Source organism: Thalassotalea ganghwensis (assembly GCF_053485795.1).
Window position 1 is genome coordinate 36537 of the sequence record NZ_JBQRUM010000013.1, and the last position, 15717, is coordinate 52253.

General features: G+C 40.3%; 13 protein-coding genes. 12 read left to right on the top strand and 1 reads right to left on the bottom strand.

Translation table 11 applies throughout. The annotated features are described in order from the left end of the window. Positions 1 to 326: 326 nt before the first annotated feature. From ACSLUH_RS13515 to ACSLUH_RS13570, 12 genes are all read left to right on the top strand, one after another. Positions 327 to 1493: a porin gene (locus tag ACSLUH_RS13515; protein WP_448567859.1), complete on the top strand. Its 1167-nt coding sequence runs from the start codon at positions 327 to 329 to the stop codon at positions 1491 to 1493. 86 nt (positions 1494 to 1579) lie between these two features. Then, entirely contained in the window at positions 1580 to 2113 is a 534-nt protein-coding gene (locus ACSLUH_RS13520; RefSeq protein WP_448567861.1) for an FMN-binding protein, read from the top strand. Positions 2114 to 2155: 42 nt separating this feature from the next. Beyond that, a complete protein-coding gene (locus tag ACSLUH_RS13525; RefSeq protein WP_448567863.1) occupies positions 2156 to 2914 on the top strand; it encodes a PepSY domain-containing protein in 759 nt (252 codons plus the stop codon). A gap of 242 nt (positions 2915 to 3156) precedes the next feature. Then, on the top strand, positions 3157 to 5448 hold the full coding sequence (locus tag ACSLUH_RS13530) for a hybrid sensor histidine kinase/response regulator (protein WP_448567865.1): 2292 nt from the start codon (positions 3157 to 3159) through the stop codon (positions 5446 to 5448). A 129-nt stretch (positions 5449 to 5577) separates the two neighbouring features. After that, on the top strand, positions 5578 to 7041 hold the full coding sequence (locus ACSLUH_RS13535) for a 2-hydroxymuconic semialdehyde dehydrogenase (RefSeq protein ID WP_448567867.1): 1464 nt from the start codon (positions 5578 to 5580) through the stop codon (positions 7039 to 7041). Positions 7042 to 7060: 19 nt separating this feature from the next. Next, entirely contained in the window at positions 7061 to 7492 is a 432-nt protein-coding gene (locus ACSLUH_RS13540; RefSeq protein WP_448567869.1) for a RidA family protein, read from the top strand. 12 nt (positions 7493 to 7504) lie between these two features. Beyond that, complete coding sequence (locus ACSLUH_RS13545; protein ID WP_448567871.1) at positions 7505 to 8071, top strand: 3-hydroxyanthranilate 3,4-dioxygenase; 567 nt, start codon at positions 7505 to 7507, stop codon at positions 8069 to 8071. After that, positions 8071 to 9084, top strand: coding sequence for an amidohydrolase family protein (locus ACSLUH_RS13550; RefSeq protein ID WP_448567873.1), 1014 nt, complete (start codon positions 8071 to 8073; stop codon positions 9082 to 9084). The genes ACSLUH_RS13545 and ACSLUH_RS13550 overlap by 1 nt, the downstream gene beginning before the upstream one ends. Positions 9085 to 9102: 18 nt before the next feature. Then, positions 9103 to 10386, top strand: coding sequence for a kynureninase (kynU, locus tag ACSLUH_RS13555; RefSeq protein ID WP_448567875.1), 1284 nt, complete (start codon positions 9103 to 9105; stop codon positions 10384 to 10386). A gap of 5 nt (positions 10387 to 10391) precedes the next feature. Beyond that, positions 10392 to 11765, top strand: a complete 1374-nt coding sequence (locus tag ACSLUH_RS13560; RefSeq protein ID WP_448567877.1) for an FAD-dependent oxidoreductase — start codon at positions 10392 to 10394, stop codon at positions 11763 to 11765. Beyond that, a complete protein-coding gene (kynA, locus tag ACSLUH_RS13565; RefSeq protein WP_448567879.1) occupies positions 11762 to 12610 on the top strand; it encodes a tryptophan 2,3-dioxygenase in 849 nt (282 codons plus the stop codon). Before ACSLUH_RS13560 ends, kynA begins: the two co-directional genes overlap by 4 nt. Positions 12611 to 12672: 62 nt before the next feature. Beyond that, a complete protein-coding gene (locus ACSLUH_RS13570) occupies positions 12673 to 13602 on the top strand; it encodes a LysR family transcriptional regulator (RefSeq protein WP_448568010.1) in 930 nt (309 codons plus the stop codon). A gap of 15 nt (positions 13603 to 13617) precedes the next feature. Here the strand turns inward: ACSLUH_RS13570 and ACSLUH_RS13575 are convergent, their stop codons facing one another. Continuing rightward, complete coding sequence (locus ACSLUH_RS13575; protein WP_448567881.1) at positions 13618 to 15516, bottom strand: TonB-dependent receptor plug domain-containing protein; 1899 nt, start codon at positions 15514 to 15516, stop codon at positions 13618 to 13620. Between the last annotated feature and the right edge of the window lie 201 nt (positions 15517 to 15717).

The window sequence follows — 15717 nt, forward strand, 5'->3', positions numbered from 1 at the left end:
ATCGAATGACAACCAATGTACCTCTGGTGGATTTTGGTAACCCCTAAACCGTTAACAGACTTGCATAACGCTTGTTATGTTTGAACTGAACAATGTTTTACTGATTACACCCAAATAATTGATTAGCAGACTATGCGTGTCGAATTATATTTTCTTCTTTTAGCGTTTTAAAGTGAACTAAGTCTAGAAAAAACATTATGCTTTGATCCAAATCAAACTATAGTAAAAAACTTAATGCGAATGGTTTGCATTAAGATTAAGTTTTATGTATGATCGCCGCCATTCAAAATTATCTTTTAAAATTATTTAATTACTGGATTGTATTCATGTTGAAGAAAACGCTTATCGCATCATCATTAACTGCACTATTCTTTGCTAATTGCGCCTTTGCAAACGAAGAAACTGAAGAATTACGTAAAGTTATTGCTGAGCAGCAAGAAGTACTTAAGAAGCTGGAAGAACGTTTAAATGAAACTGAAGAGCGTTTAGAGAGTACAGCAAGCTCAATTGAGTCTGTTGCTTCAAACAGCAATAGCACCAGCATTGGCGGTTATGGTGAGTTGCACTACAACAACAACGATGACAAAAAACAAATTGATTTCCATCGCTTTGTTTTATTCTTTGGGCATGAATTTACAAGCAACTTACGCTTTTTCTCTGAACTTGAAATAGAACATTCTATTGCTGGTGAAGGAAAAGCTGGTGAAGTTGAGTTAGAGCAAGCTTATGTCGAATATGATTTTTCTGAAAAGCTTTCTGCAAAAGGCGGTATGTTCTTAATTCCGGTGGGTATTTTAAATGAAACTCATGAGCCACCAACGTTTTACGGTGTTGAGCGTAACCCTGTAGAAAAGAATATTATCCCGTCAACTTGGTGGGAAGGTGGTGCCGCTTTAACTTATAAGCCTCGTGGTGGTTTAACATTTGATGCAGCGATTTCTGGTGGTTTGAAAACAGCGACTGAAGGTAGCAAAGCCTATAATATTCGCAGTGGTCGTCAGAAGGTTGGTAATGCTAGCGCTGACGGTTTAGCGTTTACAGGGCGCGTTAAGTACACTGCTATTCCTGGTTTAGAATTAGCGGCAACACTTCAATATCAACAAGACCTTACTCAAGGTGCGACAGGTTTTGATAAAGCAGACGCCACATTATTTGAAGCGCATGCAATCTATAATGTAGGTAACTTCGGTTTACGTGCACTTTATGCTGCATGGGATATCAGTGGTGATGAAGCTAAAGCATTAGGAAAAGATGAGCAATCAGGTTGGTACATTGAACCTTCTTATCGTTTCAGTGAAAAAATTGGCGGCTTTGTTCGTTATGCAGCTTATGACACAACAGCTGGTTTAGACAGTGATACTGAAGTGAAGCAAACTAGCATTGGTATCAATTACTGGGTACATGAAAATGTTGTTATCAAAGCTGATTGGGAAGACAACAGCGGTGCAGCAGATATGCAAGGCTTTAACTTAGGTGTGGGTTATCAGTTCTAAAAACTGTTCACACATTGGATAGATGAAGTGAATAGTGTTTTTTGCACTATTCACTTTTTGTCGTTTAACAAAATGAGTATTACATCATGAGTTCAAAAAATATTTTATCATTATTTTTTCTGCCCTTGTTGTTGGCGTGTTTAATGTCACCGATTGCTTTGGCAAAAGGTGTCTATCAAAAACCGGCTGATTTTGTTAAACAAATCTTTGTTTCAGATATTCCTAAACCGCAGGTATTATGGCTGTCTAATGATGATAAGCGCGTCATCAGTGATATTATGGGGCGCAACTTTAATCGACTCCGTATTCGCTACTGGCACAAAGATCAGGATACGGTATGGATTTTAGACGAAATAGGCAAAGAAAAACCGATCACTTCCGGTATTCATGTCTCTAATCATCAAATTGCTCAAGTAAAAGTATTGGCATTTCGTGAATCACGAGGCGATGAAGTCAGACATGATTTTTTTACTCGTCAGTTTAAATCAGTTACATTAACGCCAGAAAATAAACTTAATCAACACATTGACGGTATTACTGGCGCAACCATGTCGGTTAACGCGTTGACGAAAGTCGCTCGTTTAGCGTTATGGTTAGACAAAAAAGTTCAGCAATCGTAAGCGTAAACATCGTCTATTGTGCGGTACTGAATATAAGAAACGATGGCAAAACAAAAATTTAGTGTTAAGAAAAATATTATCCGCCATTTGCGCGAGTGGCATCGTCAGTTGGGCATTTTTGCTGCGTTCTTTTTAATCTTTTTATCAATTTCTGGTATTGCATTAAATCATACCCAAGCATTAAACCTAGATCAAAAGCACATCACCACTAATTGGCTACTCGATTTGTATGGTATTGAGGCGCCAAGCCATGTCAGTGGTTTTCAACAAGGTCAAGCCGTGGTTATTGACCAGTTTGTTTGGTTAAACGGAAAATTGTTGGGTGAACAAACTGAGCCTGTGCTTAGCGTGGCGAAGTTTCAACAATATTGGTTGGTATTAACACCAACCAATATCACCATTTTTGATGATCAAGGGTTATTAATCGACAAGTTAGACTCAAGCTATGGCTTGCCAGAAGAACTCACCGCCATGGCTATTGATGAGCAGACAGTCATCGTTAATTCTTCGCAAGGCTATTATCAAAGTGATCGTCAGTTAATTGATTGGCAAGAAGTTCAAGCTCTATTTGAGCCAGAGTGGATTGAGGCTATTGCGCTTCAACCTGAGCAACAGCAATTAGCGGTCTCACAATATCGTTCACAAATGTTAACCTTAGAACGGGTTATTCTCGATGCTCACTCAGGCCGTATCTTTGGTGATGCAGGCGTATATTTTATGGACTTTATCGCCATTTGTATGATTTTACTCTCTCTTAGTGGTATCTATGTTTGGTTACGTTATCGACAAAATAAACGATAATCGACTCTACATCGTCCTTCTATAGCACCTCAATAGTTTCTGTTGCAGTACGGATGACGATTTTGCTTATCTGCGCTGTGCCTACCTATAATAAATTGTAAATTCACAAGTGGTGAGCTATACATTGGCATAGGGGAAATAGAGTTACCTGAGTCAATAACTTATTTTAATACCTTAGTCATATCTATATAGCATTTGAGTATTATCGCTGGCAGGAAGCCAGTCAAAAAAGGTTTTTCGTTATGTCAGAACAGCCCTTTTTAGCTGAAAAGACTATTTTAAATTCACTAAATACTGGTGTGGTTATTCATGGGGCTGATAGCCGGGTGTTGTATTGTAATGCGCGTGCGGCTGAGCTATTAGGGTTGACCGAAGATCAAATCTATGGGCGTGATGCTTTTGATCCCACATGGAAGTTTGTTAAAGAAAATGGTGAGCTTTTAAAAGTGGAAGACTATCCTATTTCGATTGTTTTAAGTACCCTTCAAAAGCTAGAAAGTATGATTTTAGGTATTGTTAGCCCAATGCATAAGGATATCATTTGGGTATTAGTTAGTGCCACACCTGCATTTGACCAACAAGGAAAGTTAAGTCATGTCAGTGTTAATTTTCATGATATCACTCAACAAAAGCGTTTAGACCATCAATTACGGCAACAAACTGATCGTTACAAGATGTTACTGCAAAATTCCAGTGATGGAATTTGTATTATTGATAGTGACGGCTATGTTACTGAAGCTAGTGATGCCTGGTGCGCTATGCTTGAGTGCGATCGGCAAACAGCTATCGGTATGCATGTCAGTGAATGGGATGTTCAATTTTCAAAACAAGAACTCCGTGAATTTATCGCAGAGGTTATTGAACGTGGCGAACGAATCGAGTTTGAATCTTTACATCGCAATCAGTCAGGTCGTGTTTACTCAGTTGAAATTAGCGCTAATCCCGTTCTTATCGGTGATAAAAAGATAATATTTTCTTCAACTCGTGATATATCTGCTCGCAAAGCCACTGAAAATAAGCTTAATGAAGCGCTGTTTCGTTTAAAGGAGTCGATAAAAGCGGGTAATATTGGCATTTGGGATTGGAACCTAGTCACCAATCAAGTTAAGTTTTCTAAAGAATATAAAGAACAACTAGGTTATTACGGCAACGAATTTCCAGATAAATTTAGTGCTTTTGAGCAACGATTACACCCTGATGATGCCTTAACCGTGCTCGGCAAGATAAGCCACGCTGCTCATAGCGGTTCAGGAAATATTGAATCATTATTTCGATTAAAACATAAAGATGGAAGCTACCGTTGGATACTCTCTCATTTATCAGTACTCGTTGATGAGAATAAAAAGCCAGTACGTATATTCGGCTCGCACCTTGATATTACCGATAGAAAGCTATTAGAAGAGGAATTACATCATTCTCAAAAAATGGAAGCGATTGGGCATCTAGCTGGCGGTATTGCTCATGACTTTAATAATCAACTAGGCAGTATTATGGGCTTTGCCGAAATGTTAGCGATGAAAGCAACGCAACCGGAATTAAAGCGCTATAGCGATAAAATTATTAAAGCGGCTAAACATTCCGCTAACTTAACCAAGCAGTTGTTAACGTTTTCGAGAAAGCAAAGTGTAACCTTGACTGATGTTAATGTTCATCATTTGCTTGAAGAAGTTATCGAGTTATTACAACGTTCAATCGATAAAAGAATTACGATTGAAGGTCACTTAGCGGCTCATCAAACCTTTGTCGCTGCCGATGAATCCTTGCTGCAAAATGCTTTTCTAAATCTAGGTTTAAATGCTCGAGATGCCATGCCCGAAGGCGGTAAACTGGTGTTTACCACCCAAGTCATTGAAGCGTCGGAAAACCCATTGTTAACAAGTCACCAAAAACAAGGTGCTTTTATTGAAATTAACATTACCGATACCGGTATTGGTATTAGCCCACAAGATATCGATAAGATCTTTGTGCCGTTTTTTACGACAAAAGCGGTCGGTAAAGGCACTGGTATGGGGCTTGCGTCGGTTTATGCTACGATTGAGCAAATGTGTGGTCATATCGACGTGTCGAGTACCGTCGGCGAAGGAAGCTGCTTTACTTTGTATTTGCCACTAACTCAGTACCAAACTATCGAATCTCAAAAAAATTATGAAACGACCATCGCAAAGCCTGCGCAACTTAAAACGATACTTGTTGTTGATGATGAATCTCTAATTAGAGAGCTTTGTGCTGATTTTCTTGAAATGCTTGGCTACAAAGGGTTTTTTGCCGCAGACGGTGAACAAGCATTAGCGCTATACAAAACACACACAGATGAAATTGATTTGGTTATCTTAGACATGATTATGCCCCAGATGACCGGTAAACAGCTTTACCATCAGATGAAAGCTATCAACCCTAATGTTAAAGCAGTAGTATCAACTGGATTTGCAGAAGAAAAGGAAATTAGTGAAATCAAATCTGCGGGTGTCGCAGCTATTCTTAAAAAGCCTTTTAAGCTTGATGAATTAAGGATCATCATCGAAAACCATACCTAATTGGTGATTCTATTTTTTATTTATATAAATATTTTGAATTAAAACGTAAATATTAAATAATTTTTATTATCTTTTTAAACATCATACAGTCTATGCTTTGATTAAAGATATAAAGCACAGGACGAATTCATGGCACTTGAACGTGTTCTTTCTTGTTACGTCGACGGTGAGTTCATCGACACGAAGCAGTATTTCGACAATATTAATCCCGTCAATGGAGAGGTGGCCTCTCAAATTGCTGAGGCGACACCTGAGCTAATTGACCGCGCGGTTGCGAGTGCCAAGGCAGCACTAAAAGGTCCATGGGGAAAAATGTCGGTTGAGCAACGTAGTGTGTTACTGCATAAAGTGGCCAATCGTATGATTGAACGTCAACAAGAATTTATTGATGCGGAAATCACGGATACTGGCAAGTCATTATTTCAAGTGCAGACTATCGATATTCCACGTGGTGCAGCAAATTTTAAAACCTTTGCAGATATGGTCAAGTTTGACCATGGCGAAACGTTTATTACCGAAACCGCCGCTGGTGAAAAAGCACTCAACTATAGTGTTAACAAACCGCTTGGTGTGGTTGCAATTATTTCTCCATGGAATCTACCGTTATTATTAGCGACCTGGAAAGTGGCACCGGCACTTGCATGTGGAAATACAGTTATTTTAAAACCTTCAGAAGAAACCTCTTCAACAGCAACATTGCTGGCGCAAGTGTTTAATGAAGTCGGTGTTCCCAAAGGTGTTTTTAACCTTATTTTAGGGCGAGGAAATGTTGTCGGTGATCAGCTAACCGCGCATAAAGGTGTCGATGCTGTCACTTTTACTGGGGCATCAACGACGGGTCAGCGAATAATGGCGAGCGTTGCGCCGCTGGTAAAACCAATTTCCTTTGAACTTGGTGGTAAAAACTCAGCCATTGTCTTTAAAGATGCAGATTTTGATAAAGCCATTGCTGGTGTAGCCCGTTCGACATTTACCAATTGTGGACAAGTCTGCTTATGCACCGAAAAGGTTTATGTCCATCGTTCCTTATTTGAACCTTTTGTTGAAGGATTAAGAAAAGCCGCTGTTAATATTAAGATTGGGTATCCCAAAGAAGAAGGCGTGTTTTTGGGGCCATTAGTGTCAAAAGTACATCAGCAAAAAGTGCTCTCTTATTATCAGTTGGCGAAAGAAGAGGGAGCGCAATTTATTCATGGTGGTGGCATCCCGGCATTTCATGATGAGCGAGATAACGGCTGCTATATCGAACCGACAATTATTACCGGGTTAGATGATCATGCCCGCACCAATCAAGAAGAAATTTTTGGACCAATATGCCATGTCTCGGTATTTGATGATGAAGGCGAGGTTATTGAGCGAGTTAATGACACTCAGTACGGTTTAGCTGCGGCAATTTGGACGGAAAATTTAGCGCAAGCCCATCGAGTGGCACCGCAGCTTGATGTTGGTTTGGTATGGGTAAATACCTGGTTTTTACGAGATCTAAGAGCGCCATTTGGTGGCGTTAAGTTATCGGGCATTGGCAGAGAGGGCGGAAAGCACTCGATGGGGTTTTATAGTGAGCCGGTTAACATTTGCATCAAGATAGATTAAACAAAATTTAGGAATACTAATGACTACAGAAAGCAAAGTATTAGAGGGTAAGGCAGTTCCGCGCGGGAAATTTCCTCATGTAAAAAGAGCTGGAGATTTTATTTTTATTTCAGGGACCAGCTCTCGTTTACCGGACAACAGTTTTGCTGGGGTTGAAGTTGATGAATTTGGCGTGACTAATTTAGACATCAAAATTCAAACAAGAGCGGTGATCGAAAACATTCGCGATATCTTGCAATCGGTTGGTGCTGAGTTAAGTGATTTGGTGGAAATTAGCACGTTTTTGGTCAACATGAATGATTTTGGCGGTTACAACCAAGTTTATGGCGAGTTTTTTGATTTTGATGGTCCAACCCGAACCACGGTAGCTGTGCATCAATTGCCTCACCCACATTTATTGATTGAATGCAAAGCGGTTGCCTATAAGCCGTTAGCTTCAATCCAGCAATAGAAGGATTTGAAAATGAAAGCAAAACTTAGCGCCTTTAATTTTCAGCAATGGATAGAAGAGCACAAGCATCTTTTAAAGCCACCTGTCGGTAATGTCCAGATTTGGCAAGATACCGACATGATGGTAACTGTCGTTGGCGGTCCGAATCAGCGAACCGATTTTCATGACGACCCAGTTGAAGAATTTTTCTATCAACTTAAAGGTGACATGGTGTTAAAAGTCATTGAGGACGGACAATGTAAAGACGTCTTCATTCGTGAAGGGGATATTTTCTTCTTACCAGCACATGTTCGTCATTCACCGCAAAGACCGATGGAGGGCAGTATTGGCTTGGTCATTGAACCGAAACGACCTGCGGGAGAGAAAGACGCTTTTGAGTGGTATTGTTTTAATTGCAATGCATTAGTGCATCGTACTGAAGTCATTCTACAATCGATAGTTGATGATTTACCGCCAGTTTATCAAGCATTTTACAAGGATATTGATGCGCGAACCTGCCCACAGTGTCAAGAGGTTCACCCTGGTAAAGAGCCACCGAAAGGATGGGTTACTTTGCAAGATGAGGGTGAGGATAACTAATGAAAGTAGTAGATATTCATTCACATTTTTTTCCCAAGTCGTGGCCAAGTCTTCAAGAGAAGTTTGGTGGTGATGATTGGCCATGGTTGAGACATCAAGCAAGCGATGGCAGTGGCGTTGAAAAAGCGATGCTAATGAAAGGGGATAAAGAGTTTCGGCCAATTTATTCAGCGTGTTGGGATGCCAATGTTCGTTTAGAAGAGATGGATAAGCACGGCGTTGATCAACAGCTGATCTCTGCGACGCCAATTTTATTTGCTTATGAAAAGCCTGTTGAGCAAGCGTTATATTGTGCGCAGCTTTTTAATGATGCAGCACTTGAAATATGCAGCGTCAATAATCAACGCTTATTTGCTTTGGCGCAAGTACCTTTGCAAGACCCCGATTCAGCTTGTAAAGAAGCAAGTCGAGCGATGAATACTGGCCATGTCGGCGTTCAAATAGGTAACCATGTTGGTCTGAAAAATATGGATGATGAAGGGGTCCTGACATTTTTACAACACTGTGCCAGTGAAGCTATCCCAGTATTTGTTCATCCGTGGGATATGATGGCCGCTGAACGCACCAAAGATTATATGATGGGCTGGACAGTCGGTATGCCTGCGGAGACTCAGCTGTCTATTGTCTCTATGATACTCGGTGGTGGTTTTGATCGGGTTAGTCGTGACTTAAAAATTTGCTTTGCGCATGGTGGCGGGGCTTTCACATTCTTACTTGGCCGATTAGAAAACGCTTGGTTGCATCGAGATATTGCTCGAGGTAAGTCAGAGCATCCACCAAGTTATTATCTTGATCGCTTTTACTTAGATACCGCGGTATTTGATCACGACGCCCTGTCTTTATTGGTTAGTAAGATGACCAGCGACCGTTTGATGTTTGGCACTGATTATCCGTTCCCCCTTGGAGAGCAACAGATGGGCCGTTTAATTAAAACCGCGCCAGATTTAAATGAAACCGATAAACAAAAATTGTTGGCGAGTAATGCCGAGCAGTTTTTCTCATTACCACGATAACCGTTTATAGAGCAGATTATGACATTAGAAAATACCCTAGCTTATGCACAGCAACAAGACCAACAAGACATGTTGGCACCCTATCGTGAAAAATTTCATCATCCGGTGATCAATGGTAAACAGGTGCTTTATTTCACGGGAAATTCATTAGGCTTACAGCCGAAAGCGGCAAAAGACTATGTTAATGTTGAGCTCGATGATTGGGCAAAGTGGGGGGTTGAAGGACACTTTCATGGCACAAACCCTTGGGTCAGTTATCATGAACTACTCACGCCCGCTTCGGCAGAGATAGTTGGTGCTAAACACAATGAAGTGGTGTGTATGAACTCACTTACCACCAACTTGCATTTACTGTTTGTGTCTTTTTATCGTCCCACTAAGCAACGATTCAAAATTATTAGTGAAGCAAAAATGTTTCCATCCGATCGTTACTTACTCGAAACACAAGTACAACATCATGGTTTTAGTCCCGATGAGGCGATTATAGAAGTTGCGCCAAGAGACGGTGAACATTTGATCCGTGAAGAAGATATTTTAGCTACGATAGAAGCGCATAAAGATGAGCTAGCATTGGTCTTTTTTGGTGGTGTTAACTATTTTACCGGCCAATTATTTGATATGGAAAAGTTAACCAAAGCTGCTCATGCTGTGGGTGCAATCGCTGGCTTTGACCTTGCCCATGCTGCTGGCAATATTCCAGTAAAGCTGCATGATTGGAACGTAGATTTCGCGGCGTGGTGTACGTACAAATATCTTAATGGTAGTGCGGGTAATGTCGGTGCGATATTTGTTCATGAGCGTCATGGAAACAATACTGAGCTACCTCGTTTTGGCGGCTGGTGGGGACATAATAAAGAGCGTCGCTTTTTAATGGAAAATCATTTTGAACCGATGACTGGCGCGGAAGGCTGGCAGTTAAGTAATGTGCCAATCATGGGAATGGCAGTGCTTCGCTCTTCCTTGGATATTTTTCAAGAAGTAGGGATGGAGCGTTTACGCGAGAAAAGTTTGCGCTTAACCGCTTACCTTGAATTTGTATTTAACGATATTATTGCCCAATTTGATGATATTCAACTCGAAATTATTACGCCAACCGATCCGAAGCAGCGCGGCTGTCAGCTATCAGTTAAGTTAGTTGGTACTGACAAACGGTTTTTCCAAGCACTGACAGAAGCCGGTGTTATTGCAGACTTTCGCGAGCCCGATGTCATTCGTTTAGCGCCTACACCTTTGTACAACAGTTTTGAAGATGTTTACCAGTTTGGTCAAACATTATCGTCAATTCTTGCAACGTGGAAGTAGTCGCTATGGAAAGAAAAGAAAATATTGCTATTACAGGCGCAGGCCCTGTAGGTGCTTTACTTGCGCTAATGATGGCGAAAAAAGGCTATCGAGTTGATTTGTTTGAATCGCGACCGGATTCTCGAAAAACCAACATCTATCAAGGTAAGTCGATTAATTTAGCGTTATCTGATCGAGGCTGGAAGGCTTTGAAAGCCGTTGGTATTGAAGATGAAATTCGCCAACAGGCAATACCAATGTATTGTCGCATTATGCATGATCTAGAAGGCAACTTGACTCGCCAAGACTATGGTGTCGATGGTCAGGCTATTTGGTCAGTTTCACGTGCAGGTATTAATGAGCAATTAATTGACCAAGCCGAACAGAACCCGTTAGTGAATATTCATTTTTCACATCGACTAACTGCGCTAAATTTTGATAACAATAGTGCGACTTACCAAAATAATGATCACCAGGTTGTTAATCACCAAAGTGATATCGTTATTGGCGCAGATGGCGCATTTTCCAAAGTGCGTCGTTTAATGCAAGAACTGCCGAAAAAACGGATCAGTTATAGCCTTGACTATATGCCGCAGAGCTATATTGAGCTTAATATTGTCGCTAATGAAGACGGTAGCCATAAGTTAGAAAAGAACGCGTTACACATCTGGCCGCGCAAAGATTTTATGCTAATTGCATTACCTAATATTGATGGCTCGTTTACTTGTACCTTGTTTATGAACCAAGAAGGTGAACTATCATTTGATGCGTTAGATAATGAAGCAAAAGTCAGTGAGTTTTTTCATCATTATTTTGCTGATGCCATGCCACTGCTGGAAGATCCAGTCAGTGCGTTTCTAAGCAAAGCTGCATCGCCACTTTGTCTGGTGCATATTTATCCTTGGATCGTTAATGAACAAGTAGCCTTAATTGGCGATGCCGCGCATGCGATGGTGCCATTTTATGGACAAGGGATGAACTGTGGTTTTGAAGATTGCCGGATATTAAGTGAGTTGGTTGACCAGCATCATGGTGACTGGCCAGAAATACTTCACGCTTATCAACAGCATCGTAAGCCAAACGGTGATGCGATTATCGAACTGGCGAAACGAAACTTTGTCGAAATGAGCGATTTAGCGGGTGATCCAAGCTTTTTATTACGTAAAAAGATAGAAGCTAAGTTTCACCAAATGTATCCTGAACTTTGGCGCCCGCTATACACCATGGTAACCTTCTCTCCTGATATTGAATATCGTACCGCGTTAAAAGTGGGTGATATTCAAAAAGCGATAATGGACCAAGTCATGGCCTTGCCAAATATAGAAGATGAGTGGCAGAGTGAACATGTTTATCAATTAATATATCAATTAGCGACTGAACGAATGGAGCAAATGTCATGAGTTGTCCGCATTCACAAAATTACCGAGAGCTGGAAGACAGTATTCACACCGATTTTAATAACGATATGTCCTATGGTGACTACTTGTGTTTAGAGCAAATTCTCACTGCGCAACAACCGCTATCAGATCAACATGATGAAATGCTTTTTATTGTTATCCATCAAAGTAGTGAGTTATGGCTTAAGCTCGCGGGGCACGAGTTAACTGAAGCTATTGGCAATATTCATGAAGCTGACTTTGGCCACGCGTTTAAAGTGATATCGCGCGTTAAGCAAATTTTTCTGCAGTTGACACAGTCATGGCATATTTTGGCAACATTAACCCCAGTAGATTATTTAAAGTTTCGCGATTCGCTTGGGCATTCTTCAGGTTTTCAATCATACGGCTACCGTAAGCTTGAATTTTTATTGGGGAATAAAAATGCCAAGATGCTGAAGGTTCATCAGGCCAATCAAGCCGTACACGATGAACTAAAAGGTGTTTTAGAACAGCCCAGTTTATATGATGAAGTCATTCGAGTGCTGGCTAAGCAAGGGTTAGTTATTGATGAGCAGGTGCTCAATCGTGATTTTACTCAGCCTTACCAGCGCAATCAATCAGTGCTGGAAGCGTGGCTAGAAGTTTATCGCCATGAAGATAAGTATTTTGAATTGTACGAACTTGCTGAGAAACTTATTGATATAGAAGATGCTTTTCAACAATGGCGCTTTAAACACATGTATACGGTGCAACGTATTATAGGCAACAAAATGGGGACTGGTGGTTCGTCTGGCGTTGGCTTTTTAAAGAAAGCTTTAGATATTAGTTTTTTTCCAGAGCTTTTTGAATTACGTACTCACTTATAAGGCAAAACATGCTATAACACAGGTATGTTAAAAATTTGTGTATATAGAGCGGTTTTGACGTGATGGATTTGGTGAAAAGCCAATTGAATATTAGTCATTTGAAAATGATGTGCGCCCTTGAAAAAAACACCACGGTGAAAGAGGCGGCACAAGCCTTATTTATCACCCAGCCAGCGTTGACTAACCGCATAAGAGAGGCTGAACGTCGTTTGAATACGCCGTTATTTATACGTCGTGGTCGAAAGTTGATCATGTCAAATGCTGGCAAGCGCTTACTGATATCAGCCAAAAAAATATTGGAAGAGCTGGCGAGAGCTGAGTATGACATTGAGCGTTTTTCTGATGGCATTGAGCAAGTCATTAGGCTTGGCGTACCTCATTATGCCTCTTTTACTTGGCTTCCTCATGTTGTCAAAGCAATGACTGAGCACTTTCCAACGATTGAATTGGAAATTACCGCACAAGAATCGATTCAACCTTTTATATCCCTGCAACGGGGTAGTATAGAAATGGCGATGATTTCGAGTAGTGAGCGACAATTGCATTTTGATGACAAACTATATGGTTACCATTATGTCGCTGAAGATGAGCTGGTAGCATGCTTGTCAACTCAGCACAAAAAAGCGGGTAAAGATTACTTACTCGCCGAAGATTTTGTTGATGAAACCTACGTCACTAATGCCGCAGTGCCGGAAAAAGATCGTGAATATGAACTGTTTTTCAAACCAGCTAATGTCATTCCACGCAAGGTATTACAAGTCGGGTATAAAGAAGCTATTATCGAGCTGGTTAATGCTAATCTTGGTTTATCCGTTTTTTCAAAGCGACATATTACCCCGTACCTAAAACACCATGATATCCAAACTAAACCCTTGGGTATTGCAGGGTTAAAAATTCATTGGCATCTGGTCTATTTAAAACAAGATGCGGTGAAACAACCAGCCGAGTTATTTGTGCGATTGCTGCAGCAAGAGATAGGCGAGCTGCGCTAGTCAGTCGAGTGCTGGTTAATCGTTATTAAAATTCCATGAGGCTGTTAATAAAAAACTGACCTTGTCATCTTGTACTTCATTTGGGTATTCAATACTGAAAAAGCCAATATCGGGTGCTTGTTGCTCTCTTGCTAGTAAGTTGTTAACACTGGCCGACAGTATTAATGAGCGCCAATGGTATTGGTATTTTACCCTTAAATCGATTCGCTTTTTGGCAGTGTGCCGATCACTGATGTAATTAATACTACTGGCGATACTATGATTGTTAGCAAGATAACGAACACCAAGGTTGGCAATATGTTTCGGGACGAAGCTTAAGCGTAAATCGTCAGCTTTAACTTTATTGCCGTTAATATTGTGACTTAGATTAATAAAGTAGCGCCATTCTTTGTCTGTGTATTGCCAATCAAGCTCTCCACCATAACGATAAAAGCTGTCCTCATTGATGTAGCGCGGAGTCGGAGGGGGTAAGCGAGTCAAAAAATCTTGCGCTTTATAAGCGAATAGGTTTGCTGAATAAGAGTAATTATTGTCAGAGACCTGATAAGCTAAATCGAGCATTTTTATGACCTCTGGCTTTAGTGCTGGTTCACCAGGTAATTGTACATAAGATAATTGAGAAAAGTTTGGTGAAGAGTAGCCACTAGAAAATAACAACTTTAATGTTGATATTTCATCAAGTTGGTAAACAATGTTGATGCGAGGAGTGAAAACGTGTCCGTATCGCTGATTATCGAATAAACGACCACCTAAAAGAACTTGCCAGTCAGCCTCTTGCCATTGCCAATGTCCGAATAGCGCAGCTTCCGATATACTTTCAGCGTTTGATATTTGTCTTAAAGAACCTCCTCCTGTTGTATAGCGATCACCAACACTACGTTCTTCAAATTCAATACCCGTTAAAATTTTGCTGTTGCTTGACAAGTTTGAGCGCCAATTTAAACCTGTACGCCATCGAAAATTATCTCTCCCGTTTTTATCATAAAAGGTAAAATTAGACGTTGTCCAGTTTTGGTTATAGTCGCTAAACAGTGATAATTTACCTGCAGTAAATGACCACTGATGATCAATATGAAATAAGTAGGATTCATAAACGGCATCTGTTCCACGATTTTGGCTATTTCTAATGCCAGTATTACTGTCTTCAAAGTAATTGAAGCGAATAGCGCCATTTTGATGTAAAAAACTTACCAGAAACGCATCATGCTCTTGTTTTCTTGGAAACGAGTTAAGCACTTGATTATCGGCAATAAGTGAGCCTGTAAAGCCGTCTTCTCTTTGTGTACTGCCACTTAATTGAACAGACATCCCCTCTTTAATGTTGTATTGGGTTGAAAAACGCCAAAGTCTTTGATTATTACTACCAATACTCAATGATAACTGCTGCTTTTGTTCTTTAAAGGTAATTAAATTAACCACCCCGCCAATCGCATTACTGCCATAAAAAACCGAGCCAGGCCCCCTGATTACTTCAATATATTCAATCGCATTTAATGGAATACCGTTAGTCGGGTGCTCACTATGGCTTGGTGACCAGTAGGGAATACCATCTAACAACATCAGCACTTTGTTGTTAAAGGTGTCTTGCGAGCCTCGAATCATTATCGATTTATTGCCAACAGCGCCCAGATCAACAACGACATTGGGAATAAAAGAGAGCATCTCGCCAAGAGAATTTAAGCCTAATGCTTGTAAAGACGCGGTTGAATATCGAGATACAACCGCTGGCGTATTTAAAACATTTTCTTTATCTAAGGTGACAACACTCACTTCTACTTGCAATAAATCTTCTAATGCAAGATTGAATAGCCAAGAGTCGTCCAGTTGACTTGAATTATTAGTATCGGCTGCTGAGTTGTCACTGAAGAATATGCATTGAATAAATAACAATATTTTCAGTAAACGTAACAACATAATGTAAACACTCGTAGGTAATCACTTTTACTATAGATGAAAAAATGACTTATACCTAGAATAAATTTATACAATTGTTTAGTTTGTAGTTAATTGCAAAAATAAGAAAACTATCATTTAGAATTATAAGAACCCTTGCAGCTTTAGAAATATAGGTTATTGGAACTGCAATACGGCAGAAGCCTGTTGAATTCATCTAAT